The organism is Pantoea sp. Morm (genome assembly GCF_016643525.1).
Classification (GTDB): Bacteria; Pseudomonadota; Gammaproteobacteria; order Enterobacterales; family Enterobacteriaceae; genus Pantoea; species Pantoea dispersa.
Genome location: NZ_VOQX01000070.1, coordinates 1 through 24,148, shown reverse-complemented (window position 1 = coordinate 24,148; position 24,148 = coordinate 1). Strand labels below are relative to the sequence as shown.

Below are 24,148 nucleotides of genomic sequence, written 5' to 3'. Positions count from 1 at the left end.
ACGAGGGATAAGGCTGAATTAAAGCTTTTTTACAGCGTTTTATAAGTAAAGAAAGCAGCTGATGCGGGAGCGGCGCGTTGTCCGCTCCCGTTCCAGCTTAGAACGTTTCCCAGTTGGCGTCGCTGACCGGCGCGGTCAGCGCTTTGCGTGGCGCACTGGCCTGCGGCGGGGCGATCTGCGGATGGCGCACGCCCGTGCTGCTGGCAGGCTGAGCGCCACGTGGAATGCGGAACACCGCCACCGACTGGCTGAGGCGGCTGGCCTGCTCCTCCAGCGAGGCCGCCGCCGCCGCCGACTCTTCCACCAGCGAGGCGTTCTGCTGCGTCACGCGATCCATCTCGGTTACCGCCTGACCGACCTGATCGATACCGCGACTCTGCTCGTCCGAGGCCGAGGCGATCTCGCCCATGATGTCGGTGACGCGCGTCACCGCATTGACGATTTCGCCCATGGTATTGCCCGCCGTGCCGACCAGCTGTGAGCCGCTGTCAACGCGACGCACCGAGTCTTCAATCAGCCCTTTGATCTCCTTCGCCGCCTGCGCGCTGCGCTGGGCAAGGTTGCGCACTTCACCGGCCACCACCGCGAAGCCACGGCCCTGTTCCCCGGCGCGCGCCGCTTCGACTGCGGCGTTGAGCGCGAGGATGTTGGTCTGGAAAGCGATACCGTCAATCACGCTGGTAATGTCGGCAATCTTCTTCGAACTGCCGGCGATATCGTGCATGGTGCGCACCACGCCTTCCACCACTTCTCCGCCTTTCTGCGCGGTTTCCGATGCACTGAGCGCCAGCTGCGAGGCCTGCCGCGCGTTCTCGGCGTTCTGCTTCACCGTGGCGGTGAGCTGCTCCATGCTGGCCGCGGTCTGCTCCAGCGACGCCGCCTGCTGCTCGGTACGCGCCGAAAGATCGTTATTGCCGGCGGAGATTTCGCTGGCCCCGGTAAAAATGGCGTCCGAGCCGTCGCGTACGTTGCTGACGGTGCGCACCAGCGCCTGCTGCATCTCCTGCAGCTTGCTCGCCAGCTGGCTCATTTCATTACGTCCTTCGACGGTGATGGTCTGGGTTAAATCGCCCTGCGCAATGTGTTCAATGTGCTGGATGCTGTCGTTAAGGGGCTTAATCAGTACCTTACGCAGGCCGAACCAGCACAGCACGATCACGCCCACCACCAGCGCCAGTACCAGCCCCAGCAGCCACATCATGTGCTCGTAAGCGGCGCTGTTCGCCGCCACGCCGGCCGCCGTCAGACGATCCTGATCGGCGCGCCATTGGGTGTAGTTTTCCAGAAAGGCACTTTGCGTCGGAGCCACCGGTACTTTGCCGGCTGCGGCGGTATCGTTGTGCTGCAGTACCTGCTGCATCTCAGCCAGCGCACTGGCGTAAGCTTTATAGGTCTGTTCCAGCTGCTGGTTGAGCTGCAGGTTCTGGCCCGGCGTGTCCGGCGTGTTTTTAAACAGCGTGAATTTGTCCTGCGCCGTCTGCTGGAACGTGCTGCTCTGCCCGAACAGCGTACTGATGTCAGCTTCGGTGCCGGTCAGTTTACTGGTGGCAATACGCAGCTGGATACGCGTCAGGATCACGCGGCTTTGGTTAAGGCTCATGTAAGCATCATTGATGGCGGCAATGTTTTTGCTCGCCAGCTGAGAGGTATTGAAACTTTTTTTGTCGTCACTCAACGCTTTGAAAAACAGCGAGCCGGAAGCCAGCTGCAGTACGCCAAACACCAACAACACCAGCAACAGGCTGGTCACAACGCGGATTTTCGTAAACATAGTTTGCCCTGGGAAATGAAGAAAAATCGTGCAATACAGTTATCGACCTGGCGGCGGGAATATTGAGCGAGGGCAGGAAATATTTGTGGGCTTTGTTATTGATTTATAACGGTTTAATAAAGGATGTAATAGTCACGGGCCGCATCAGCGACCCGTGACTCTCTGCGAACGATTATGCGCTACGCAGCGTATCCACCAGCGCCATCTCTTCACTGCTCAGCAGTTTTTCGATGTCGACCAGAATCAGCATGCGCTCGCCCAGCGCGCCAAGACCGGTGAGGTACTCGGTCGACATGGTGACGGCAAATTCCGGTGCCGGACGGATCTGATCCTGCGTCAGCGACAGCACGTCAGACACGCCATCCACCACGATGCCGACCACGCGATGCTCAAGATTCAGCACGATCACCACGGTGTTTTCGTTGTACTCCACGTCCGGCTGCGAGAACTTCACGCGCAGGTCGATAATCGGCACAATCACGCCACGCAGGTTAGTCACGCCCTTGATGAACTCCGGCGTGTTAGCGATACGCGTTACCTGATCGTAACCACGAATCTCCTGCACTTTAAGGATATCGATGCCGTACTCTTCGTCACCGAGGGTGAAAACCAGGAACTCCTGGCCGACGGTTTCGCCGGCGATTTTCGTCACGGTTGCCATGTCAGTCATTTTTTTACCCTTTCGTTATCTGTTACGCTGCGGCACCGGCCACACGCTTCTCACGGTTCAATGATTGCAGTGCCGATACGTCGACAATCAGCGCAACGCTGCCATCGCCGAGGATGGTGGCGGCGGAAATGCCCGGCACTTTGCGGTAGTTGCTTTCCAGGTTCTTCACCACCACCTGATGCTGACCAATCAGCTGATCGACCAGCAGCGCATAGCGACGTCCTGCGCTCTGCAGGATCACCACGATGCCCTGCGTGGCGTCGGTTTTGGCGTTCTGCACGTCAAACACGTTCCACAGCTCAACCAGCGGCAGGTACTCGCCGCGCACTTCCAGTACGCGCTCGCCACCGGCCAGCGGTTTCAGCTCTTCAGCCGTGGGCTGCAGTGACTCCATCACCGCGTTCAGCGGCAGGATGAACACTTCGTCTGCCACGCGCACCGACATCCCGTCGAGGATCGCCAGCGTCAGCGGCAGCAGAATGCGAATGGTGGTGCCTTTGCCCTGCTTCGAGGAGATTTCGACGTGACCGCCCATCTCCTGGATATTACGTTTCACCACATCCATGCCGACGCCGCGGCCTGATACGTCGGTCACCTGCTCGGCGGTCGAGAAGCCTGGCGCGAAGATCAGCATGCCGACTTCTTCATCGCTCATGCTGTCGCTGACCGGCAGGCCGGACGAGAGCGCTTTCGCCAGGATACGTTCACGGTTGAGGCCGGCACCGTCATCGATCACTTCAATGCAGATGTTGCCGCCCTGGTGTTCCGCGGACAGCGTCAGATTGCCGACCGCCGTTTTGCTGGCGGCCAGCCGTTTTTCCGGGGTTTCGATGCCGTGGTCGAGGCTGTTACGCACCAGGTGCGTTAACGGATCGATGATGCGTTCAATCAGGCTCTTATCCAGTTCGGTTGAGCTGCCGAGCAGCGTCAGTTCAACCTCTTTGCCCAGCTTGCTGGCCAGATCGCGCACCAGACGCGGGAAGCGGCTGAACACATACTCCATCGGCATCATACGAATCGACATCACCGATTCCTGCAGGTCGCGGGCGTTACGCTCCAGCTGCCCCATGCTGTTGAGCAGGTCACCATGTGCCACCGGATCCAGCGCACCGGAGCGCTGCGCCAGCATTGACTGGGTAATCACCAGCTCGCCGACCAGGTTGATCAGCTGGTCAACTTTTTCCACCGCCACGCGAATACTGCTGGATTCGCTGCTTTTGGCGGGCGCGGCGGCACGCTTGCTCTCACGCTTCACCGCCGGAGTAATGTCGGTGACGGTCGCCGTTTGCTGCACCGGCGCTTCGGCTTCGGCCTCTGCGACGGGCGCGGCGGCAATGGCGGCGGGTGCGGCGTCCTGTGGGAACTGAATCTGCGCTTCATCAATCACGAAACACAGCACCGCCACGATATCGTCTTTACCGACACCGTCGATGGTGGCTTCCAGCGAGCTGGCGCCTTTCACCACATCGGTCAGGGTGCCGAGGTTGCCCAGCTCTTCCAGCAGCAGATCCGGCTCTTTCACTTTCAGATTGATCAGCTGCAGGCGCAGGCCGCTGCTGGCGGGCGCGGCAGGTGCTGCCACGTCGGCGAGCGCCACCACCGGTGCGGCGGCTTGCGGGGCTATTCCTTTGGCTTCCAGCGCCAGCTGGCGCAGGGCTTCACAGATGTAGTTAAAGCTTTCTGCGTTTGGCTCCTGCGCGGTTTTATAGGCATCGAGCTGTTCCTGCATAATATCTTTGGTTTCCAAAAACAGGTTGATGATGTCGGTGCTGAGCTGCATTTCGCCACGGCGCGCACCATCCAGAATGTTTTCCAGGATGTGGGTGGTTTCCTGTAAAACCGTAAAGCCAAACGTACCGGCTCCGCCCTTAATGGAGTGGGCGGCGCGGAAGATGGCATTCAACTGCTCGGAATCGGGCTCCTGGGGATCCAGTCCCAACAGGTGTTGCTCCATATCCGCTAACAGCTCATCGGCTTCATCAAAAAACGTCTGGTAAAAATCGCTGATGTCCATGCTCACGGGATCACCTCGGCTGTGAGGGTTGGTCTGGTGTCACCGCGCTGGCGGCGGGCGGTGCCGCTGCCGGCGGATTCGCCGCGGCTGCCGGTGTGGCCGGTGCTGCGGTAGAACCCGTGGGGGCAGTTGGCGCCGCCGGACCAGCCGGTGCGGTAATGCTAGGTAAAATCTGCGCCGGGTCACTCACCTGAACGGCATCGCTCTCGGCATTCTCTTTTTCAATCGCCGCTTCGGTGTCATGGTTCAACACCAGCAGGCTGATACGACGGTTCACCGCGTCGTTGGCGCCGCGGTTTTTCAGTTTCATGGTGTCGGCCATGCCGACCACGCGCAGCATTTTGCCGCCGTCCAGCCCGCCCGCCACCAGCTCACGGCGTGAGGCATTGGCACGATCCGCCGACAGTTCCCAGTTGCTGTAGCCGCGATCGCCGCTGGCGTACTGGAAGTCATCGGTATGGCCGGACAAACTGATTTTGTTAGGAATATCATTCAGCAGCGGCGCAATGGCGCGCAGGATATCGCGCATGTACGGCTCCACTTCCGCGCTGCCGGTTTTAAACATCGGGCGGTTCTGGCTATCGATAATCTGAATGCGCAGCCCCTCTTCCACCATGTTGATGATCAGATGCGGACGCAGCGCTTTCAGGCGCGGATCGGCCTCAATCAGCTGGTCGAGTTTTTCACGCAGCCGGTTCAGGCGAATGTCATCCAGCTGGCGTTTTTGCGCATCCATATCGACCTGTTTTTGCACTTCGCCTTTCTTCTGCGTCGGATCATCGCCGCCGCCGGGAATCGGACTTTCGCTGTCGCTGCTACGCTGACCGCCGGTCAGGGCGACCTTGAGCGGTGTTTTAAAATATTCGGCAATCTGCACCAGCTCCTGCGGATTGGCGATCGAGATCAGCCACATCACCATGAAGAACGCCATCATCGCCGTCATAAAGTCGGCATAGGCAATCTTCCATGAGCCATGGCTGCCTTCATGCTTTTTATGTTTGCGCCGTTTGACCAGCACAATCGGGCGATTACCGTGCTTCATGAAGGCGTATCCGAAGTCTGCTTAGCCGGGTTTTTCGCGTTACGCACGTGCTCTTCCAGCTCGGTAAAGGACGGACGCTCGGTGGAATACAGGGTTTTACGACCAAACTCGACGGCGATCTGCGGCGCATAACCGTTCAGGCTGGAGAGCAGCGTGACTTTGACGCACTGCATCATCTTGGTGGTTTCCGCGCACTTCTGGCGCAGCACGGATGCCAGCGGCGAAATGAAGCCGTAAGCCAGCAGAATACCGAGGAAGGTTCCCACCATGGCGTGCGCAATCAGTGCGCCCAGTTCTGCCGCCGGGCGGTCCGCGGAGGCCAGCGCGTGCACCACGCCCATTACCGCGGCAACGATACCAAACGCCGGCAGGCCATCACCGACTGCCGCTAAGCTTTGTGCTGGTACTTCGCACTCGTGTTCATAGGTTTCGATCTCTTCATCCATCAGGGCTTCGATCTCGAAAGCATTCATATTTCCGCTCACCATCAGCCGTAAATAGTCGGTAATAAAATCCACTAAAGGTTTATCGGACAAAATACGCGGATAGTTAGCGAAAATTTCGCTCTGGCTGGGATCTTCAATATCGCGTTCCAGCGACAGCATGCCCTGCTGACGTGATTTCGCCATCAGGCGATACAGCAGCGCCATTAAATCCATGTATACGGCTTTGTTATATTTTGAGCCGCGCATTAACAAAGGCAGCGCTTTTAGCGTCTTTTTAATCGATTTGCCGTTGTTGCCCACCAGAAACGCACCAATGCCGGCGCCGCCAATAATCAGCAACTCCGACGGCTGGTAAAGCGCGCCCAGATGGCCGCCTACCATCATGTAACCGCCCAGCACGGAACCGAGGACTACGATATAACCCACAATAATCAGCACAAAAACATCCTTACGTCCGTAACGTGTTGGTGGAAGTTAAGCCAGAGAGCCGCAGGTGTTATTCACAGGGTGTGGGCAAAAAAAAAGCAGCGGTATTAACCGCTGCTGGATGCTTTCCACGATGCGAACAAACTTAAACGGCGCGTTTAACCTGTTCATCCAGCAGTTGTGGAAAGGTATCGGCAGAATCTGCAGAAAGTTTACGTCTTTTTACGGCACGTGATGGCGGCTGGCACAGGCTGCAAACAAAGCTGCCCGGCGGCTGATGCGCGTGGTTGATGAAGCTTCCGCCACAGCATTTACAGTCAGACAATTCCAGCATGCCACTTTCAACAAATCGCACCAGGGTCCAGGCGCGGGTCAGCGCCAACAGCGGGCCCTCGTCCGATTGCGGACACTGCTCAAGATACAGGCGATACGCTTTGATAACCGCCTCTACGCCACTGCTCAGCCGGGTTTTCAGCAGAAACTGCCAGGCGTTGCAGAACATCGACGCATGAATATTTTGTTCCCAGGTCATGAACCAGTCGGTAGAGAATGGCAGCATGCCTTTCGGTGGTGGGGCACCACGCAGCTCTTTGTACAGTTTAATCAGGCGACCGCGGCTCAGCTGGGTTTCACTTTCCAGCATCTGCAGTCGTGCGCCCAATGTAATCAGCTCCATTGCCAGCTGAATATCACGCGCTTCCTGAACGATACTTTTTTCGGTCATTACACCGCCCTCTTTTTAGCAGAGACATCATCTTTCGATGCGCTGCGCAATAAACGGCTGGATAATAAAATACCGGTGTGGATTTGCTGCAAATCATCCACACGTGATTCCTGCGTTAAACGGTTAATAAGATTGTGATCGGTAAAGCGGAACTGGCAAACCAGTTGATTGGTTTCCGCTAATTTTACCATCTCAGGTAAAGTCAATTGCTGCAATGCATCCGCCATTGGCTCATCGATACCTAAACGAAACATTGCTGAAGCTTTTTCCTGGTTTATCAAACGCTGTGCAAGCAATAAATATGACAGATTGATGTCATATATGTGTTTTAGTAATTCTGATGTACCCATTTTTTTCCATCCTGATAGACGCGACATATATACGGCCACAGAATTAAGTGTTCTATGGTTCGGGTTGCTGGTTGGTAAATCTAAAGATGGCAAAAAATAATCAGGCATAAGCCAACGCGTACTGAACTGTTTCACTTCCCACCGGGATATTGATCAGTAGTAGTCAAAACTCCAGGCCAATCTTTTCTTGAGTTGTAACCATCTTCCGTGACGTCTGCTTACAGTTTTTTAAGACTAATCCGAAAACAAGGCAAATCTATATCGTCTGATTTCGACATACAACGTGATTGGTATGAAATTTTAGATAAAGTGTGATCTGCGTCACACTTTTAAGGCAAATTTTTCAAGTGAAGCTTCAGTAATGCTTTTCTGTTGTTCCTTTTTTGAGCGATTTTGAAACGTTTCGCTAATATTTCACAGGAAAAGTCTGAATTTTGAAGTGTGTCGCAGATCGCCGCCATGGGACGATCTTTTATCTGCTACGTTGGCTTTAGGCAAAGATAAGACCCCAAAATAAACCAAAAAGGCAGCATAAAACACCAAAAATGGCTGTAATTATTCGCTTTTAAATTAATCACTTACAGGGAATATTGCCACGCAGGACTAATGGCGCTGTGCTAGCGAAGCGTGAAGAGTGGATGCAGCGCGCTTGTGGTGTGTAAAGAGTTTGTAGGGAGGGTTTAGCGAGTCACAAGGGATGTAACAGCACGTTACATTAGCGATATGAATGAATTGACTAACTAACACACTGATGTATTAGAACTATCGGCCTGGCCAGCCAAATCTTTAGGGTTGGAAGAAAAAATTCAGCGTTTCAGTGCTTAACTGGCTTAATTTTAACCAATTCGTGCGTTTTTTGGTGCCGGGTCAGCGGGTTAGCGCTTAACAAAATGAAATCGATTTCATCCGGTAAGAGTATCGCGTGAAAACGCTACGCAGCACGGTCCTGCCTGCGTCGTCTGACGGATACCTCTCCCGCGTACGGGAGAGGCATTGCCTGAGGGGAAAATCGCGCCTTGCGGGGCTAATTACGCCAGCTTCTGAAACGTCGCGACCTTGTTATCGCTACCGTGGCTGGCGCTGCGTGCCGGCAGCGTGTTCAGATCTTTCAGGAAGCTTTCCCGCCAGTGCGAAATGTCCTGCTTACGCAGTACGGCCATCATGTCGTTATAGCGCGAGATACGCTCGGTGCGCGGCATGGTCAGCGCGCGGTCCAGCGCCGCCGCCACATCATCACGATCGTACGGGTTAACGATCAGCGCAGAAGTCAGCTCGTTGGCCGCTCCGGCAAAGCGCGACAGCACCAGCACGCCCGGATCGTCCGGATCCTGCGCCGCGACATACTCTTTCGCCACCAGGTTCATGCCGTCACGCAGCGGCGTAACCAGCCCCACGTCGGTCAGGCGGAAAATCTTCATCAGCAGACGGCGGTCAAAATGCTGGTTGAGATAATAGAGCGGCGTCCAGCCCAGCGTGCCGTATTTACCGTTAATGCGCCCCGCTTCCGTCTCCAGCTGGTGACGAATATCCTGATAGGCCTGCACGTCGCCGCGCGAGGTCGGCGCAATCTGTGAGTAGCGGATTTTGCCGCGGTGCTGCGGGAAGTTTTCCAGCAGCGCTTCATAGGCAAGGAAACGCTCCGGCAAGCCTTTGGAATAGTCGAGACGCTCACAGGCGATAATATTCTGCAAATCGCCCAGCTCACGCTTCATCGCGGCCATCTTCGGTGGCAGCGGCCCTTCCGCCATCTCTTTAATGCTGTCCGGCTCGATACCGATAGGGTAAACCTCGGTCATAAAGGTATTGCCAAAGGCGCGATGCTTCTTCTCGCCTTTATTCTGCAGCTGCGTCAGCTGGCTCAGGCTGTCGAGAAACGCCACGCGATCGGATTCTGTCTGGAAACCCAGCAGATCGTATTCACACAGCATTTCCAGCAGTTCCTGATGCGGCGGCAGCGCATTGAAAATTTCCGGCGTCGGGAACGGGATATGCAGAAAGAATCCGATTCGGTTATTGATGCCCTGTTTACGCAGTTCAGCGGCAAACGGCAGCAGGTGGTAATCGTGGATCCACAGGATATCGTCCGGCTTGATCAGCGGTTTCAGCCGCTGCGCCAGCAGGGTATTCACGCGGCAGTAGCCTTCCCAGGCTTCACGCTGGTACTGCACCAGATCGAGGCGATAGTGGAACGCGGGCCAGATCACCGTATTCGAAAACTGGCAGTAGTACTGATCGTAATCGTTTTGATTGAGGGGGAATGAGGCATAGGTAATGCCGTCTTGTTCGATCTGGGTAAGTTCCTCATCTTCTTCACCGGAAAACTCACTGATCTCTCCGTTCCAGCCAAACCACAATCCTCCGGTGGTCTGCAGCGCATCCAGAATGCCGACGGCGAGACCGCCTGCGTTGGTTTTGCTTCCATCAGGAATAGCGATACGGTTAGATACGACGACTAAACGACTCATAACCTAAACTCCTTACCGACGTTGTCATGTTCTAGTTGTAATAATAGTTGTTCCAGCCAGTGCCAGACCGCTGCCACATCGGGCAGACGATAGCGCGCCTGGCTTGGACCTTCACCGACCTTGACCGAGATGCCGTGCATGGCATTGACTGCAAGAAAGCCTTTCTCATCGGTCAGATCGTCGCCCACAAATACCGGAATGCGACCGGTAAATGGCGCTTCCTGCATAAATTCGCGTACCGCAGCACCTTTATCGATGCCCTGCGGTTTCAGTTCCACCACACATTTACCTGGCTGCAGCGCCAGCGCCGGAAAGCGGGTTACCGCCTCTTCGGCCAGCTGCATGATGGCGTTTTCATACTCTGGCGCGTTGCGGTAGTGCAGCGCAAAGGCCATGCCTTTCACTTCCAGCAGCGTACCGGGCCACTGGTCAAGGGTCTGCTGCAGTTCAACCTGCAGCGTTTGCGCCACCTCATCGGGCAGCGACTGACGATGCAGATGTCCGCTGGCATCGCGGCGCTCAGCGCCGTGCACGCCCGCCGCCGGGGCTTCCAGCGGCGCGACCAGCTCATCCAGCTGGCTGATCGGACGGCCGGAAACCAGCGCCAGCGCGCCGTGACTTAAATTAGAAATTTGTTGCAGATGCTGGCGCACCGATGCGGGGATGGAAACCGACTCGGGCTGCGACTGAAGCGCGGCCAGCGTGCCGTCAACATCAAAAAAGAAGGCGTAAAGTCCGCCACTTAGCGACGGCAGGATGCTGTTCTCATTAACCGCAGGGGTCACGTCTCCTCCTGTATCTGAACGTAAACGGGCAGTCTGTTCGCAGGCAGGCAGGAAGTGAGGAGGTTTTTCCGTAAACACGGGAATCGAAAGGGTAACGCTCCAGAACTAAACGAAATTTTCATCAACACTGCAACCGCACTACGAACATCGGCAACATTAAGTGTAGACAACAATTGAAGTTTCGCCAGACGGGCGCACAGAGTTCTTAGCGAAGAGTGCACTTTTCAGCGGTTTGCGCGGCAAAAAACTGAATTCTGCTGTTTTTCATACGCTTCGCTTTTTTTACCGCGGGCAGACTTGATCATAGCAAAAACCGCCTGATACTGTATATAAAAACAGTATCTATGGAATATTCGCTATGACGCGTTTCTTTTTGCCACAGCTTTCACCGCCTTCGCGCTCCCGCCCGCTATTCCTTGACGCGGTGCACGGCGGTTTCCCCTCACCCGCTCAGGACTACATTGAGCGCCAGATTGATCTCAATGAGCTGCTGGTGACCCGCCCGAGCGCCACCTATTTTGTGCGCGTCGAAGGCGACTCGATGCGCGATGCCAATATCCGCGAAGGCGACCTGCTGGTGGTCGACAGCTCACTCAATGCCCGGCACGACGACATCGTGATCGCCGCCATCAACGGCGAGTTCACCGTCAAGCGGCTGCAGACGCATCCCTGCGTACAGCTGATGCCGATGAATCCGCGCTATCAGCCCATCCGGCTGCGTGAAGAGGAGGAGCTGGAAATTTTTGGCGTGGTGACGTTTATTATTTACGCCGCACGCATCCAGCGTTAGCGCATCGTTTCGGCGCGGATCATCTCAATCAGCCGGCGTAAACCCGGGTGCAGCTGGCGACGGTCGGGGTAATACATCACCAGCGGTTCGTCTTCGCTGCACCAGTCCGTCAGCACGCGCACCAGCTGCCCGCTCGCCAGCTGCGCCTGTACGTAGCGCTCCGGGCAGTAGCCGAGACCGTAACCGCCGGCGACCGCATCAATAATCATGTCGCTCTCATTGAGCGTCAGCGTGCCCGGCACATCGACCTCATACGCCACCTTGCCCTGCGCCAGCGGCCACTTATACAGCGTGCCATTGCCAAGACGCATGCGAATACAGCGATGGTTGCGCAGATCGTCCGGATGCTGCAGCGGCGGCGCGTCGCGCAGGTAATCGGGTGACGCCACCACGATCCAGCGCAGTTTGGGCGTCAGCGGCATGGCGATCATGTCTTTCGGTACGCTGGCGCCGTAGCGAATCCCGGCGTCATAGCCGCTGCCGATGATATCCACCAGATTGTTATCCACCGTAATTTCCAGGCTGAGCTCCGGATAGGTCGCCATAAAGCGCGCCAGGATCGGCCGAAACAGCAGCTGCCCGGCATCACGCGGGATGTTCAGCCGCAGGCGGCCGCTGGGTGATTCGCGATACAGGTGCAGATCGTTCAGCGCCAGCTCAATCTGCGCAAAGCCGGTTTCCAGATGGCGCAAAAAAGCGGCACCGGCGTCCGTCGGCACCACCGCCCGGCTGGTGCGGTTGAGCAGGCGCACGCCAAGACGCGCTTCAAGACTGCGCAACGTGTGGCTGATGGCCGACGTGGTGACCCCGAGTTCCAGCGCGGCGAGGCGGAAACTCTTGCGCCGGCAAATCAGCAGAAAAACATTCAGATCGGCCAGTTCATTACGTTGCAGGGCGGGCATTTTCGTGTCTCCTGACTCATTGCCTCGTTGAATCTGATTCAACTTCAGATGAGCTATCATAGCGAAGCTACCGTACCGGACGCTATGCGCACGTGGCATGGCGGGCAAAACGTCACTTTTTACCCTGAGCTCATGATGCTGCCCGAAGACCGAAAAGACGCTATTTATCGCTACCTGTTTGCGAAACGATCGGCCACCATTCACGAACTGGCCACGCTGATGGCGGTGTCGGCGATGACCATCCGCCGCGATATTAAATTCCTGCAGGACGCCGGCCTGGTGGTCGGCATACACGGCGGCGCCAGGCTGCCTGCCGTGGTCCATCAGGCATTGCCGTATGTGGAGAAGGCTCAGCTGAACGCGCACGCCAAACAAAGCCTTGGCCGTTATGCTGCGTCACTGGTACAGGATGGCCAGGTGGTCTACCTCGATGCCGGTACCACCAGCTATGAAATTGCGCGTGCGTTAGGCGATCAGGCAAGTCTCACCGTGCTGACTAACGACTTTACGATTGCCGCCTGGCTGATGCGTCACAGCCACATCACGCTATTTCATACGGGTGGCAAAGTCGATAAACGGCATATTGCCAGCGTGGGTGCCATGGCGGCGACCGCCCTTGCCTCGTTCAATATTGATCTTGCCTTCCTCAGCGCCAGCGCGTGGGATGTCACGCACGGCCTCTCGACACCCGACGAAGACACCTTGCTGGTGAATCAGGCGGTGCTGGCCGCCTCAGCGCAGCGTTATCTGGTGGCTGACAGCAGCAAATATGGTCGTTACAGCGTGTATTCCGTGTGTAAGCTGCAGCAGCTGGACGGCGTGATCACCGATGACGATTGCCCCTGTGCTGCCGTTGAGGAGATGAAACAGCGTGATATTCGTCTGCACCGGGTAAATCGCCGCGGCTGAGCGGCATCCCGGTAAAGGCCATTAATTAAAAAGGAGGCGCGAATGCCTCCGGTGGCTACAGGGGAATCACATCAACTATTTATTATGGGGCACGGTTTACGGCGTAGGGGCGACTTTAGGATTGGAGCTGAACCAGCCGCGGCGATCCTGCCAGTTGCCATATTCATCCACAATCGCCCCTTTGCTGTTGGCCATCAGGAAATGATAGCTTTCCAGTTTTTTCAGCGACAGCGTTTCGCCCTGATGCTGAATGACGACATTGTGGCTTTGCACCGGACCAAAACTTTTCGGCGTCGGCGGAATATCCGCTGATGCGGCGCCAATTGCTGAGAAGTTATATACCCAGCCATCGAGAACGCGCCATGATTCATGTTTTGCCGGACGTGCCGGCGGCGCGCTAATCGGCATGTGTCGATGCTCCGGAATCATCTGGTTCGGCAGCAGATACATGGTCATAGCGTAATAACCGTAATCCAGATTATTGACCCAGGTGATGCTGGCCAGGCCAACATGCTGATAATCGCCCAGCCCGAAATCATTGACCCACAGCTGCTGGCGCATGGCCGGCGTCAGCGTATGACCGTAAGAAGCGAGCAGTTGCGCTATTGCATCTTTCGCCACCTCTTTCTGGAAGACGCCATTTTTATAGAAATCTTTATTGGTATAAACGTGATGCGGCTGAGCCGCAACGGATGCGGTGGCATTGAGCGCCAGTAAGGCCGCAGCGAACGCCAGAGCAGGTTTTGTCATAATTCACCTCCTGTTTATGACAGCCATGTTGATGCAAATAAAAATTTCACCGGCCGGTAAAACGCAAGGGTGGCCAGCGCGGAGAACAGAGTTGCAGATGGCGATGCGGAGGGGAAATTCATTTAGAGAATCGGATCTATCTAATTATCAGATACGGCTGTGCTTTTTTGTGATTATTAACAAATAATCACAGGCTATTCTGCCCGGTAAAGCATCCAGCTGCTGACGGGCGCAATTTATCAGCTGCTAAAGAAATTCTTAAAATGTTGGTTGCGCTCGCAATTGTGACAGGCGCGCGGCCAATTGTGTTTGACCTGCTTTTCACATCAATGCACACTGGCGGGCGTGAAAAACGGCAGATGAAGAGCCAAGAGATGTTGCAGAATTATAGTCAGCGCGTCCATTTCTATTACTGCATTCTGGTTGCGTTAAAACTCTATGTGAACAGCAAAAAGTCCGGCGGCGTACGCGGGAAAAATAACTTTTTGCTGAAGTGGTTACGCAACGCGCAAAACAACACCATCTTTCATCCTGATATCACCAGTGAAATTGAATGGCTGCGCGGCAAAATTATCAGCGCCGGACCGGATGCCGATTTAGAACCGATGCTGCAATACGTTTACGAGACAGCAAAACGCGCCGAAACGCTGCGTCTCGGGCCGTAATCACACGGGCTGCGCATTGCATTACCCCTGTCTGCAGGCAAAAAAAAGGGGGCAACGCGCCCCCAACCACTACAAAAATTTCATCCCTGACGCCCTGGTGCGGACTCCCTTCCGGCTGGCGCTAATTCTCTTCGCACTGGCTACGCCTTACAGGGTTAGCACCAGCACGCTGATCAATAACCAGCAGCCCGCGCAAAATGCGCCCGCCGCCACCCAGGTTAACGCCCGGGTATTTAAATGACAGATATCGCGTTGCCAACGTTTAACCGGCTGCATAACCACTCCTGAAAATACATTCTCATTATGCCTGGCAGAGGATTGCCGTGAACTGAGGATAAGCTTGTCATGCATTAATATTCCTGACCATCGGATGTGCTTACCGGTTATGTAGGCGCAGGTACATCCCATTAATTACCGCTTATATCGCCGTCGAGACGAAAAATGCCGCAGGTGTGCAGATCGCAATAGCGTCTTTTTCGCGCCGTTTGTCATCCGGAAATACGGTTTCGCATCGTTTAGTTTTCCTAAAAAACAGGCGCAGATTAAATCGGTTTTATTTACCCCCGCTCAGGGTTATTAATAAGCCCACCGGACGCGATAATTTGCAGATGATAAAGGGATGTGGCGTGACCAGTCTCTTTATGCACAGCCTGACCGCGTTCAGTACCCTTTCTCAGGGTGTAAATTACGTTAGCATTTAACTTTGGATTCAATCATCAATGAAAACCCGTCTGGCCGTAATGGCCTCTGTTGCTGCGATATTATTTTCACAGCAGGCATTTGCCAAAAACCTGTGCACCCTGATTGTTGACGCTGAATCAGGCAAAGTCCTGCTGGAGAGTGGCAACGACTGCAGTGGAGAAGTCACACCCGCATCCACCTTTAAAATAGCCATCAGCCTGATGGGATTTGATGCCGGCGTGCTGAAAAATGAAAAGGAACCCGCCTGGGATTACCAACAAGGATACCCGGACTGGGGCGGTAAAAACTGGATGAATAAAATCGATCCCACGGCATGGCTAAAATATTCGGTCTTCTGGTATTCGCAGCAGGTTGTTAAAAAAATCGGGCAACATCGCTTTGAAGACTATGTAAAGGCGTTTGCTTACGGAAACGAAGATGTTTCCGCCGTTGACGTCAGCGCCCCCGGTCAGAATGGGGTGTGGGTTATGTCATCCCTGCAGATCTCACCGGTTCAGCAGATTGGCTTTTTAAGGAAAGTCGTTAACCGTGAGCTGCACGTAAACAAGCATGCCTATGACATGACAGATAATATTACCCGCTACGACGTCAGCGTTAAGGGCTGGACGGTGCACGGCAAAACAGGAACCGGCTCACCGGGGAAAAATAATCAATACGATCCGCACCATGCCTATGGCTGGTATGTCGGCTGGGCGACCAAAGGCAGGAAAAAAATTGTTTTTGCCAAACTGATTCAGGATGAACAGGTGTTAACGCCGAATGCTGGCCTGAGAGCACGTGACGAAGTCTTGAAGCAGATGTCGGCGGTCATTGCGCCGTGATGGCATAACACACGGATGCCACGGATTTTATTAACCTCCCGGTTTTCATGCGGCTGACAGATTGCGGCGAGGTCCTTCATTATGAAACTGACGGTTAGCCAGCAGATGAAGTGACCTCCGGACCGCCGCTTATCTTTCTTTACGCAGCGTCGTCAGCAGTGACTGCGCGGCAACAGAAGACTGGCCGGATGGCGAACATACCAGTCCAAACTGACGCTGAATCGCTGGCCTGCGCTACTGGCGTATATGGCACGGATCAATGCGCGCCCTGCTGTGCAGGCGGCGTTGCTGGCAGAGGCGTCTGAGTGAGACTGGCAGACAGAGTTTTGTGCCGGCGATCAGGCTCTGTCTGCAAGGTTAGATGTCAGTGTTATTGTGACAACGGCGCGCAGAAAGTTATGCTGTGCGCGCCAGGCTAGGAAGCCCGCTATTGGGCCCGCGTGGCAACATCAACATCGAACCTGTGCTGTTTTGAGGACACTGACATGCCCCCTTTTTATCAGTTTTCGGCCACCAGCCTGACCGGTCAACCTATCTCTATGGCCGACTACGCTGGCAAGGTGGTTCTGGTGGTGAATACCGCCAGTCATTGCGGCTTCACGCCCCAGTACGCCGGCCTTGAAGCGCTCTATCAGAAATATGCCGCACAGGGTCTGGTGGTGCTTGGCTATCCCTGCAATCAATTCGGTAAGCAGGAACCGGGAAACGCTGATGACATCTCACAAACCTGTCATGTTAATTACGGGGTAAGCTTCCCGATGTTCGGCAAAGTCGAGGTTAACGGCAGCGCAGCGCACCCGATATTTCGCTATCTGAAAGCGGAACTACCCGGCGTGCTGGGCGGACGGATTAAGTGGAATTTCACCAAGTTTCTCATCGGACGCGACGGCCAGCCGCTGAAACGCTTTGCACCGATCACGCCCCCGGAAAAAATGGAAGCCGCGATAATCGCTGCACTTTAAGGTGGAGCGTTGCCGGATTCGCAGCATTAATTTTAGAGCACAGCGGAAATTGATGGTATCCGGCGGGAGACAGTGTGCCCCGCATATTTATTTGTTATTCCACTTGTCCTGAGTCAAGGTGAAAAGCAAGCTTGGGGGCGCACTTTTCACATCATGAATTTCTCGTAAGTACTGCAATCCTGCCCTGGTCAGAACTTTTTGCGAGGCCAGATGATTTGCCCGTACTACAGCAGATATTTCAGCCAACTTTATTTCACCAAAACCATAGTCGACCGTATACTTAGCAAACTCTGTCGCCAGCCCTTTTCCCCATGCCTCTGTAGAGAAGCGATATCCAAGGTTATTGATTGATAAATCGGCATAGCTCCTGATGCTGAGTCCGCCAAAACCAATGACTCTCCCCGGATTGTCCGTCAGCGCGATAGCCCAATTACCGAAACCGTACGTTTCCCAGTGCTGAAGCCAGCGAGCCAACACCTGACGTGCATAATCAATATCGGGATACGGACCTGCGGGATTGAAGGTATTTGTAGCAGGGTCGCCATAAATTCTGAAAAGATCATCAGCGTCAGATTCAATTACCGTTCGTAGATGAAGTCGTGTCGTATCTGCCTGCAAAGAAACCTCCTGAACTTACCGTTTATAAACCACGTTTTCTTACTATTTTATCGCGGGGCAATCCCGGGTTCATAACAGGGACGTTAAATTTAATTTTATGAGATTCTCAGTCACTACGAATAAAAGCACGCTTTATACCTTAAACACCAGCCTGAACAGGTTAAATTTGATCAGAATCAGCGTCCTGGCCGGTTAAGTCGGGCGTTTTTCCGCCCATTTCAGCATGGCATCAAGAGCAGGACAAAGTGCCTGTCCCCATTCAGTGAGTCGATATTCCACTTTTGGTGGCACCTGAGGATACACCATCCGCGACACTATACCGTCGGCTTCCAGCTGTCTCAGTTGTTGCGCCAGCATCTTCTGCGAAATACCGGGAATTAATTTTTCAAAATCTGAATAGCGCTGTACTTTGCCGTCGAACAGATGAAAAAGGATGATTAATTTCCAGCGCCCTTCCAGCAGTTGAATAACCTGCTCCACTCCGCTTGCGGCTGATTCCGGACTGTATAACTTACTCATCATTCAGTAACTCACTTTTTTGTGCGTACTTGTCAATTTAACAGTCTATGTGGAATATGACCGTACTGTAAACAAAGGGAGTACAGGTCTATGCCATTCACATTACGGCTTGCTATTTATGACGACTTCGCGCTCAGCAAGGGTGGCGATATTGTCAGCATTACTGATTATGGTACTGCCACATCAACAGACCGGAGATTCTCCAATGCCATGTGATCTCGATTTCCACGGTAAACGCATATTGGTCACTGCGGGTACCAAAGGTGTGGGTAAAGCGGTAGTTGGGCTATTCAAACAGCTGGGTGCAACAGTATTAACAACCGCACGCCACGCATCCGCAGAATGTAGGGCAGACGCCTTCGTAACGGCAGACCTGACCACGGTTACAGGGTGTACCTCAGTCGCGGAAGCCGTTCAGACACATCTGGGAGGCGTCGACATCATTGTTCATGTGGCCGGCGGTTCTACCGCACCCGGTGGTGGCTTTGCAGCATTGGGTGAAGAGGAGTGGCAACAGGAGCTCAATCTTAATCTGTTGCCCGCGGTACGTTTAGATCGTGCGTTGTTGCCTGGCATGCTGCAGCAGGGGGGCGGAGTGATCATCCATGTCACTTCTATCCAGCGAGAACTGCCCTTACCAGAATCAACCACGGGTTATGCAGCAGCGAAAGCGGCGCTGTCAGCCTACAGTAAAAGCCTGTCGAAAGAGGTTGCGTCGCAGGGGGTTCGGGTGGTTCGCGTGGCACCCGGCTGGATCGAAACCGAAGCTTCAGTGGCCATGGCGGAACGGCTGGCGCAGCAGGCAGGAACAGATTACGAAGGCGGTAAGCAGATCATCATGAAGGCACTTGGCGGTATTCCGCTGGGACGCCCTTCCCAACCCATTGAGGTAGCTAATCTCATTGTCTTCCTCGCATCATCTTATGCTGCCGCGATCACCGGTACTGAATTTGTCATCGATGGCGGTACTATTCCAACGGTGTAGTCAGATATCCTCATCGACCCATTCGGGTAGCGATCCGGATATTTTATATACCTTAATAAGGCGCCAGCGGCTATTAGATCAAGCCATGTGCGATATCGACCTGGCCGCTGTGTGATATTCCCCGGCTCTTTGTCGCTAATATCCGCTCCTCGCTCATGGCGAATACGCAGTCCGCCTGGTGGCCGAAACGGACATGTATAGCGAAAATAAGGATGATTATTGGCGCACAAATCAGGGCTTCTTTGGCCGTCCATTGAAAAACGCTTATGACGCTTTTTCATTCACCGTCATGATAAAGTTCAGCGTGTTTTCTCCCTGGTTTGCGTAGAAATGTGGAACATCGGTTTTGGCTGTAACGGAGGATCCCGCCGTTACCTGAAATACGCTCTCTTTCACGCCAAGCGTGAGGGTTCCGGATTTTACGTGCAGTAGCTCCAGCGTGCCTGAGCTATGCCCGGGTGATTCAAACTTTTCGCCTGGCCGCATTTCCCACAGCCACAGCTCAAGCATATCGGGTCCACCTGAGCCGGCCAGCAGCCTGGCGCTTCCCCCTTTGTCTCCTGTCCAGAGTTCGGGGATGTCCGTATCAGCGATGATGTGCACATCAGGCCTGGCGCTGACATCAACAAAATCCGCCACGGACACGCCCATGGCAGCAGCAAGCCGACATAGCAGCGCAATGCTGGGGTTAGCCTTACACCCTTCTATTTCTACCAGCATCCCCTTACTGACACTGGCTTTGCGGGATAACTCATCGAGAGAAATTTTTCTTTGTTTACGAAACTGCTTAATCCGCAGGGATACGGCTTCATTAACCGTGTTGACATCTGCGCCGGCAAAGGTCACTAAATTGACTTTTTTGGTCATTGGTCGCTATTATGAAATAAAATGGTCATTACAGGATTATCGCGTGTTAATCGTATCTGCGTCAATTTCCCCTGAAGTCTATCAAATCGCCCCCGGTTTTCGGGCGCTCAGCATCAACGTGCAGGCAGCGCCTGTCGTGAATCCGCACGTCGGGGTAACGGCACTGAAGGCGGCCTGTGAGGCGGTGCTGTCAGATTCCCCCGCCTGGGCTGAATCTCATCTGGCTGCATGGGCCGATGTGTTTCAGAAATTTGGTGCCAAACCCAAACGCACGCCCTGTTCTGCTGATGCGCTACGCAAACGCGTGCTTCGCGATGGCACCCTGCCCGCGCTCGATCCGATCGTTGATCTGTATAACGCTGTCAGTCTGCGTTATGCCGTGCCCGTAGGGGGAGAAAATATTGCTGCGTACCAGGGCGCACCTCGCCTGACGGTGGCAACAGGCACGGAACCCTTTGATACCATGAAAGAAGGGGTTATGGCGGTGGAATATCCTGCGCCTGGCGAAGTCGTCTGGTGTGATGATGCCGGCGTAACCTGCCGTCGCTGGAACTGGCGGCAGGGAATCAGGACTCGCTTAAGCGTTGAAGCGCAACACATGTGGTTTATTCTGGAAAGTCTGCCGCAGATGCCGCCTGAGCAGCTGCATGAAGCAGGAAAGATGCTGACCGACGGCCTTGAAGAAATGATGCCCGGACGGCAGTGTAACGTCACCCTCATCGGCGAGTAACGCCTTTAACTCAGTTCTGGAGACTCTGCATGTTCACCGGCTTGTCTGCTTTCCCGTTAACGCCTGTCACCGCGCGTGGTGTCGATGAACAGGGATTCACGAAGATCCTGGCTCGCCTGACGGCAGCCCGTGTCGATTCGTTGGGTGTTCTGGGTTCAACCGGCAGCTATGCTTACCTGAGCAGGGAACAGCGCAAACGCAGCGCAACGCTGGCCTGTCAGGTTGCCGGGGAGATTCCCGTGATGGTTTGCGTGGGTGCTATCGGTACCGATGCCGTACTGCATCTGGCTGAAGATGCGCAGTCCGCAGGCGCTGCTGCGCTGCTGCTGCCGGCGATGAGTTACCAGCCGCTGCGTGATGAAGAGGTGTATGCCCTCTTTGAGACGGTTACCCGCCATGCTTCAGTACCGGTTTGTGTTTATGACAACCCCGGAACCACGCATTTCCGCTTTACCGATGAACTGCTCGGGCAGCTGTCGTCACTGAAAGGGATTCGCTCAATTAAAATTCCGGGAGTACCGGATACCCCCATCGCTGCAGCTGAACGCGTCGCTGCATTACGACAACATCTTCGTCCTGGCGTGACCCTGGGTATTAGTGGTGACGCCAGTGCCGGGCTGGGCCTGAATGCCGGTTGCGAAGTCTGGTATTCCGTTTGCGGCGGTATCTTCCCGGAAACCGCCAAACAAATTACGCAGGCCGCAGCCATTAACGACGCTGAACGCGTTACTGCCCTAACTCACCGCCTGCAACCTTTATGGGAGCTGTTCCGTAAGCATGGCGGAAGTATCCGCGTGATCGCAGCGGCAGCAGGCATACTGGGGCTGACCGATGCCGACTGTCTGCCTCGTCCCCTGTTACCCTTATCGGTCGCAGAGGTGGCAGAAGTAGCAGCAGTGATGGCCGCACTGGACCTTAAGTAACGCGCCGGCGGAATCGGTCCTGCGCCGGGCAGTTGAATATCTGGCAGGGCCAAAACCTTGATGATGGTCTTTGATCATTAACGCCACTGACCGGGTGGGTTTACTCACCCGTGCAACGCGTGAGGTTGTTATGACTGCTTCCCGCTTAAAGCGGAACCTTATCCTGCCAGCATATCTGCTTTGTGCCAGGCGCAGACGTTATTCATATTCCATCATTTCAGACAGAGAATTTTTTAGATAACGCTCCAGCAGACCAACACAAATTCGCGTTTCATATGACATCATGCCAGCCGGTGGATGGAGCAACCAGGCATTAAAAGGCGGGATCGAATAATGACTTAAAATGGGGATGAGCGAACCCTGTGCAATTTCATTTCTGCAAACCGGAAATTGCAAAACACCAATGGCATGCCCTGCTAATAAATAGGAGAGCACACTTCTCCAGTGCGTGGACTGAAATTTAACGTTGACGGGAACATTAACGAGTTGGGCTTCAGAGGCGAGCATTGGAATGCGATTACTGGCAAATACGCCAGAAACAGCAGCAAATGGATAATCAGTCAGCGCATCCGGAGAGCGTGGATAACCGATTTTAGCCAGCAAAGAGGGAGAGGCCAGCAACACTCTGCGCACGCTACCAAGTGGACGTGCGACAAAAAATCCTTCTGATATCTCTCCCAGCCTCAGGGATATATCCACCCCCTCAGTGACGGGATCGATGATACGGTCGTTAAAAATGACATCGATCTGCAGCTCCGGATGTTCGTTCTGAAGCTGTAACAACGCAGGCATCAGCAAGCTTTCTCCGGCAGAATAAGGCGCCGCGATACGGATTTTGCCTTGCAAAGCCTGATTTTCTTCATTCACAGAAAGAGCGTGCTCTGCCGCCTGAATCGCCGTTTTACTTCGCTCATAAAACACATTACCGCTATGTGTCAGAGACATATTCCGCGTGTTGCGCCTCAGTAAACGCGTACCAAGATGTGCTTCCAGTTTTTCAATTCTTTCACTGACGGCAGGCTGGCCAATGCCGAGATCGCGGGCTGCAGCCGACATGCTGCCCCGCTCAACCACCCTGATGAATATGCGCATTGCAGAGAAGAGATCCATGTAGCGATTATATTGGTTTTGCCGATAAATGTAATTCGATACAGGTATCTACTGCTCTTCTACGAGATGATGAAAACTCATCGTTCAGGTAAGGATTCAGCAAATGTTGATCTATAAAATTGATTTTCAAATGGAATACAGCCATGTCATATATCAAACTTTTCATGTTCCAGTCAGGAACGCAGCAATGTAAATATCAGCATATTCGGATGAATCAGGGCGCAGGCGAACGTTATGAAATTCCGGTTCCCTGGTTTCTGCTGACCCATCCGGAGGGTTTTACCCTGATTGACGGTGGTCTGGCTGTAGCAGGATTGAAAAACCCTGCTGCCTATTGGGGAAAGGGTATAGAGCAGTTTAAACCGGTGATGTCAGAAGAACAGGGCTGTCTGGAACAGCTTAAAAGGCTTGGCATCGCTCCAGAGGAGATCCGCTATGTGGTGTTGTCCCATTTGCACGCTGATCACACTGGCGCAATCGGTCACTTCCCCCATGCCACTCATGTGGTTCAGAAGCGAGAGTTTGAATATGCCTTAGCTCCTGACTGGTTTACATCGGACGCCTATTGCCGACACGATTACGATCGTCCTGAACTCAACTGGCTTTTTCTCAACGGATTGCCTGAAGATAACTATGACCTTTACGGTGATGGCACGATAAAGTGTGTTTTCACGCCAGGGCATTCACCGGGGCATCAATCTTTTCTTATCAGCTTACCCAGCGGTAAACATTTTATGCTGGCGATTGATGCGGCTTACACCTTAGATCATTACCATGAGAGGGCGCTCCCTGGACTGATGACGTCAGCCACGGATGTCGCTCAGTCCGTCCGAAAACTGCGTCAGCTAACCGAACGATATAACGCGACATTAATACCCGGTCATGACCCTGAAGAGTGGGGAAAAATCAGGCTTGCTCCAGCCTGGTACAGTTGAATTATTGCTCACTCATTCTTTTACATATTAAACCCGGGTCCGCGATGCCCCCCCGATGAAGCAAGGGGGGCATTCAGCCATTAGCATTTTCGTGCTGGCACCGGTGTTCAGCGCCAGCACGGCAGCCTCTAGGATTTCACCGGTTCCGCCAGCGTTATGATAAACAACTCACTGTCCGAGCTGGCTTTATCCAGCGGTTTCACGCTGATGGTGGTGGCAACCGGCTTACCATCTACCGTCAGCCTGCCCTGGTCGTTGACCCGATAA

General features: G+C 54.2%; 25 protein-coding genes and 1 pseudogene. 10 read left to right on the top strand and 16 right to left on the bottom strand.

All coding sequences use genetic code 11. The annotated features are described in order from the left end of the window. Window positions 1-97 precede the first annotated feature (97 nt). The 9 genes from FT726_RS20185 to otsB form a co-directional block, all read right to left on the bottom strand. Window positions 98-1,771, bottom strand: a complete 1,674-nt coding sequence (locus FT726_RS20185; RefSeq protein ID WP_346303309.1) for a methyl-accepting chemotaxis protein — start codon at window positions 1,769-1,771, stop codon at window positions 98-100. A 172-nt stretch (window positions 1,772-1,943) separates the two neighbouring features. Further along, a complete protein-coding gene (gene cheW / locus FT726_RS20180) occupies window positions 1,944-2,441 on the bottom strand; it encodes a chemotaxis protein CheW (protein WP_021506278.1) in 498 nt (165 codons plus the stop codon). Window positions 2,442-2,463: 22 nt separating this feature from the next. Next, window positions 2,464-4,455, bottom strand: coding sequence for a chemotaxis protein CheA (gene cheA, locus FT726_RS20175; RefSeq protein WP_346303310.1), 1,992 nt, complete (start codon window positions 4,453-4,455; stop codon window positions 2,464-2,466). 10 nt (window positions 4,456-4,465) lie between these two features. Next, window positions 4,466-5,497 (bottom strand): flagellar motor protein MotB, encoded by a 1,032-nt coding sequence (gene motB, locus FT726_RS20170; protein ID WP_021506280.1) that lies wholly within the window; start codon window positions 5,495-5,497, stop codon window positions 4,466-4,468. Further along, a complete protein-coding gene (gene motA / locus FT726_RS20165) occupies window positions 5,494-6,381 on the bottom strand; it encodes a flagellar motor stator protein MotA (RefSeq protein ID WP_021506281.1) in 888 nt (295 codons plus the stop codon). Before motA ends, motB begins: the two co-directional genes overlap by 4 nt. Before the next feature lie 133 nt (window positions 6,382-6,514). Further along, window positions 6,515-7,093, bottom strand: coding sequence for a flagellar transcriptional regulator FlhC (flhC, locus tag FT726_RS20160; protein WP_021506282.1), 579 nt, complete (start codon window positions 7,091-7,093; stop codon window positions 6,515-6,517). Continuing rightward, a complete protein-coding gene (flhD, locus tag FT726_RS20155; protein WP_021506283.1) occupies window positions 7,093-7,443 on the bottom strand; it encodes a flagellar transcriptional regulator FlhD in 351 nt (116 codons plus the stop codon). The genes flhC and flhD overlap by 1 nt, the downstream gene beginning before the upstream one ends. A gap of 1,028 nt (window positions 7,444-8,471) precedes the next feature. Further along, window positions 8,472-9,908, bottom strand: coding sequence for an alpha,alpha-trehalose-phosphate synthase (gene otsA, locus FT726_RS20150; protein ID WP_058785634.1), 1,437 nt, complete (start codon window positions 9,906-9,908; stop codon window positions 8,472-8,474). Continuing rightward, complete coding sequence (gene otsB, locus FT726_RS20145; protein ID WP_264239648.1) at window positions 9,905-10,693, bottom strand: trehalose-phosphatase; 789 nt, start codon at window positions 10,691-10,693, stop codon at window positions 9,905-9,907. The genes otsA and otsB overlap by 4 nt, the downstream gene beginning before the upstream one ends. A gap of 358 nt (window positions 10,694-11,051) precedes the next feature. On the opposite strand from otsB, the gene umuD reads away from it, so the two are divergent. Further along, complete coding sequence (gene umuD / locus FT726_RS20140; protein WP_058757656.1) at window positions 11,052-11,483, top strand: translesion error-prone DNA polymerase V autoproteolytic subunit; 432 nt, start codon at window positions 11,052-11,054, stop codon at window positions 11,481-11,483. Here the strand turns inward: umuD and FT726_RS20135 are convergent. After that, window positions 11,480-12,385, bottom strand: a complete 906-nt coding sequence (locus tag FT726_RS20135; protein WP_058769675.1) for a LysR family transcriptional regulator — start codon at window positions 12,383-12,385, stop codon at window positions 11,480-11,482. The two genes, umuD and FT726_RS20135, sit on opposite strands and share 4 nt — an antisense overlap. Window positions 12,386-12,517: 132 nt before the next feature. Here FT726_RS20135 and FT726_RS20130 point away from each other — a divergent pair, with 132 nt between their 5' ends. Next, window positions 12,518-13,294, top strand: coding sequence for a DeoR/GlpR family DNA-binding transcription regulator (locus tag FT726_RS20130; protein WP_282996805.1), 777 nt, complete (start codon window positions 12,518-12,520; stop codon window positions 13,292-13,294). 96 nt (window positions 13,295-13,390) lie between these two features. Here FT726_RS20130 and FT726_RS20125 read toward each other — a convergent pair whose 3' ends face one another. Next, the gene (locus FT726_RS20125; RefSeq protein WP_346303308.1) at window positions 13,391-14,044 is read right to left on the bottom strand and encodes a hypothetical protein; all 654 of its coding nucleotides are present in this window, start codon (window positions 14,042-14,044) and stop codon (window positions 13,391-13,393) included. Window positions 14,045-14,418: 374 nt separating this feature from the next. Here FT726_RS20125 and FT726_RS20120 point away from each other — a divergent pair, with 374 nt between their 5' ends. After that, the gene (locus FT726_RS20120) at window positions 14,419-14,709 is read left to right on the top strand and encodes a hypothetical protein (protein ID WP_031279201.1); all 291 of its coding nucleotides are present in this window, start codon (window positions 14,419-14,421) and stop codon (window positions 14,707-14,709) included. A 147-nt stretch (window positions 14,710-14,856) separates the two neighbouring features. On the opposite strand, the gene FT726_RS20115 is transcribed toward FT726_RS20120, so the two are convergent. Then, window positions 14,857-15,060 carry a hypothetical protein gene (locus tag FT726_RS20115; RefSeq protein ID WP_282996804.1) on the bottom strand — a complete coding sequence of 68 codons (204 nt, stop codon included), beginning with the start codon at window positions 15,058-15,060 and terminating at the stop codon, window positions 14,857-14,859. Between the two features lie 368 nt (window positions 15,061-15,428). On the opposite strand from FT726_RS20115, the gene blaOXA reads away from it, so the two are divergent. From blaOXA to FT726_RS20100, 3 genes and pseudogenes are all read left to right on the top strand, one after another. Further along, window positions 15,429-16,232 (top strand): class D beta-lactamase, encoded by an 804-nt coding sequence (gene blaOXA, locus FT726_RS20110; RefSeq protein ID WP_283341767.1) that lies wholly within the window; start codon window positions 15,429-15,431, stop codon window positions 16,230-16,232. A 213-nt stretch (window positions 16,233-16,445) separates the two neighbouring features. Then, window positions 16,446-16,541: pseudogene (locus FT726_RS20105) on the top strand (glutathione transferase GstA); the annotation flags it as partial. A gap of 176 nt (window positions 16,542-16,717) precedes the next feature. Next, the gene (locus FT726_RS20100) at window positions 16,718-17,194 is read left to right on the top strand and encodes a glutathione peroxidase (RefSeq protein WP_058769673.1); all 477 of its coding nucleotides are present in this window, start codon (window positions 16,718-16,720) and stop codon (window positions 17,192-17,194) included. 87 nt (window positions 17,195-17,281) lie between these two features. On the opposite strand, the gene FT726_RS20095 is transcribed toward FT726_RS20100, so the two are convergent. After that, window positions 17,282-17,812: a GNAT family N-acetyltransferase gene (locus tag FT726_RS20095; protein WP_141495529.1), complete on the bottom strand. Its 531-nt coding sequence runs from the start codon at window positions 17,810-17,812 to the stop codon at window positions 17,282-17,284. A gap of 192 nt (window positions 17,813-18,004) precedes the next feature. Continuing rightward, window positions 18,005-18,331 carry a helix-turn-helix domain-containing protein gene (locus FT726_RS20090; RefSeq protein ID WP_104186817.1) on the bottom strand — a complete coding sequence of 109 codons (327 nt, stop codon included), beginning with the start codon at window positions 18,329-18,331 and terminating at the stop codon, window positions 18,005-18,007. A 205-nt stretch (window positions 18,332-18,536) separates the two neighbouring features. Between FT726_RS20090 and FT726_RS20085 the strand changes: the two genes are divergently transcribed. Further along, entirely contained in the window at window positions 18,537-19,316 is a 780-nt protein-coding gene (locus FT726_RS20085; RefSeq protein ID WP_059010378.1) for an SDR family oxidoreductase, read from the top strand. Window positions 19,317-19,580: 264 nt separating this feature from the next. On the opposite strand, the gene FT726_RS20080 is transcribed toward FT726_RS20085, so the two are convergent. Next, window positions 19,581-20,183: a helix-turn-helix transcriptional regulator gene (locus FT726_RS20080; RefSeq protein WP_159378248.1), complete on the bottom strand. Its 603-nt coding sequence runs from the start codon at window positions 20,181-20,183 to the stop codon at window positions 19,581-19,583. Between the two features lie 43 nt (window positions 20,184-20,226). Between FT726_RS20080 and FT726_RS20075 the strand changes: the two genes are divergently transcribed. Together FT726_RS20075 and FT726_RS20070 are read left to right on the top strand one after the other, a co-directional pair. Continuing rightward, a complete protein-coding gene (locus FT726_RS20075; protein WP_288422646.1) occupies window positions 20,227-20,913 on the top strand; it encodes a B3/4 domain-containing protein in 687 nt (228 codons plus the stop codon). A gap of 29 nt (window positions 20,914-20,942) precedes the next feature. After that, window positions 20,943-21,836, top strand: a complete 894-nt coding sequence (locus FT726_RS20070; protein ID WP_288422541.1) for a dihydrodipicolinate synthase family protein — start codon at window positions 20,943-20,945, stop codon at window positions 21,834-21,836. Window positions 21,837-22,034: 198 nt separating this feature from the next. On the opposite strand, the gene FT726_RS20065 is transcribed toward FT726_RS20070, so the two are convergent. After that, window positions 22,035-22,928, bottom strand: a complete 894-nt coding sequence (locus tag FT726_RS20065; RefSeq protein WP_222952044.1) for a LysR family transcriptional regulator — start codon at window positions 22,926-22,928, stop codon at window positions 22,035-22,037. A gap of 161 nt (window positions 22,929-23,089) precedes the next feature. Between FT726_RS20065 and attM the strand changes: the two genes are divergently transcribed. Then, complete coding sequence (attM, locus tag FT726_RS20060; protein WP_222951022.1) at window positions 23,090-23,881, top strand: N-acyl homoserine lactonase AttM; 792 nt, start codon at window positions 23,090-23,092, stop codon at window positions 23,879-23,881. Window positions 23,882-24,148 lie beyond the last annotated feature (267 nt).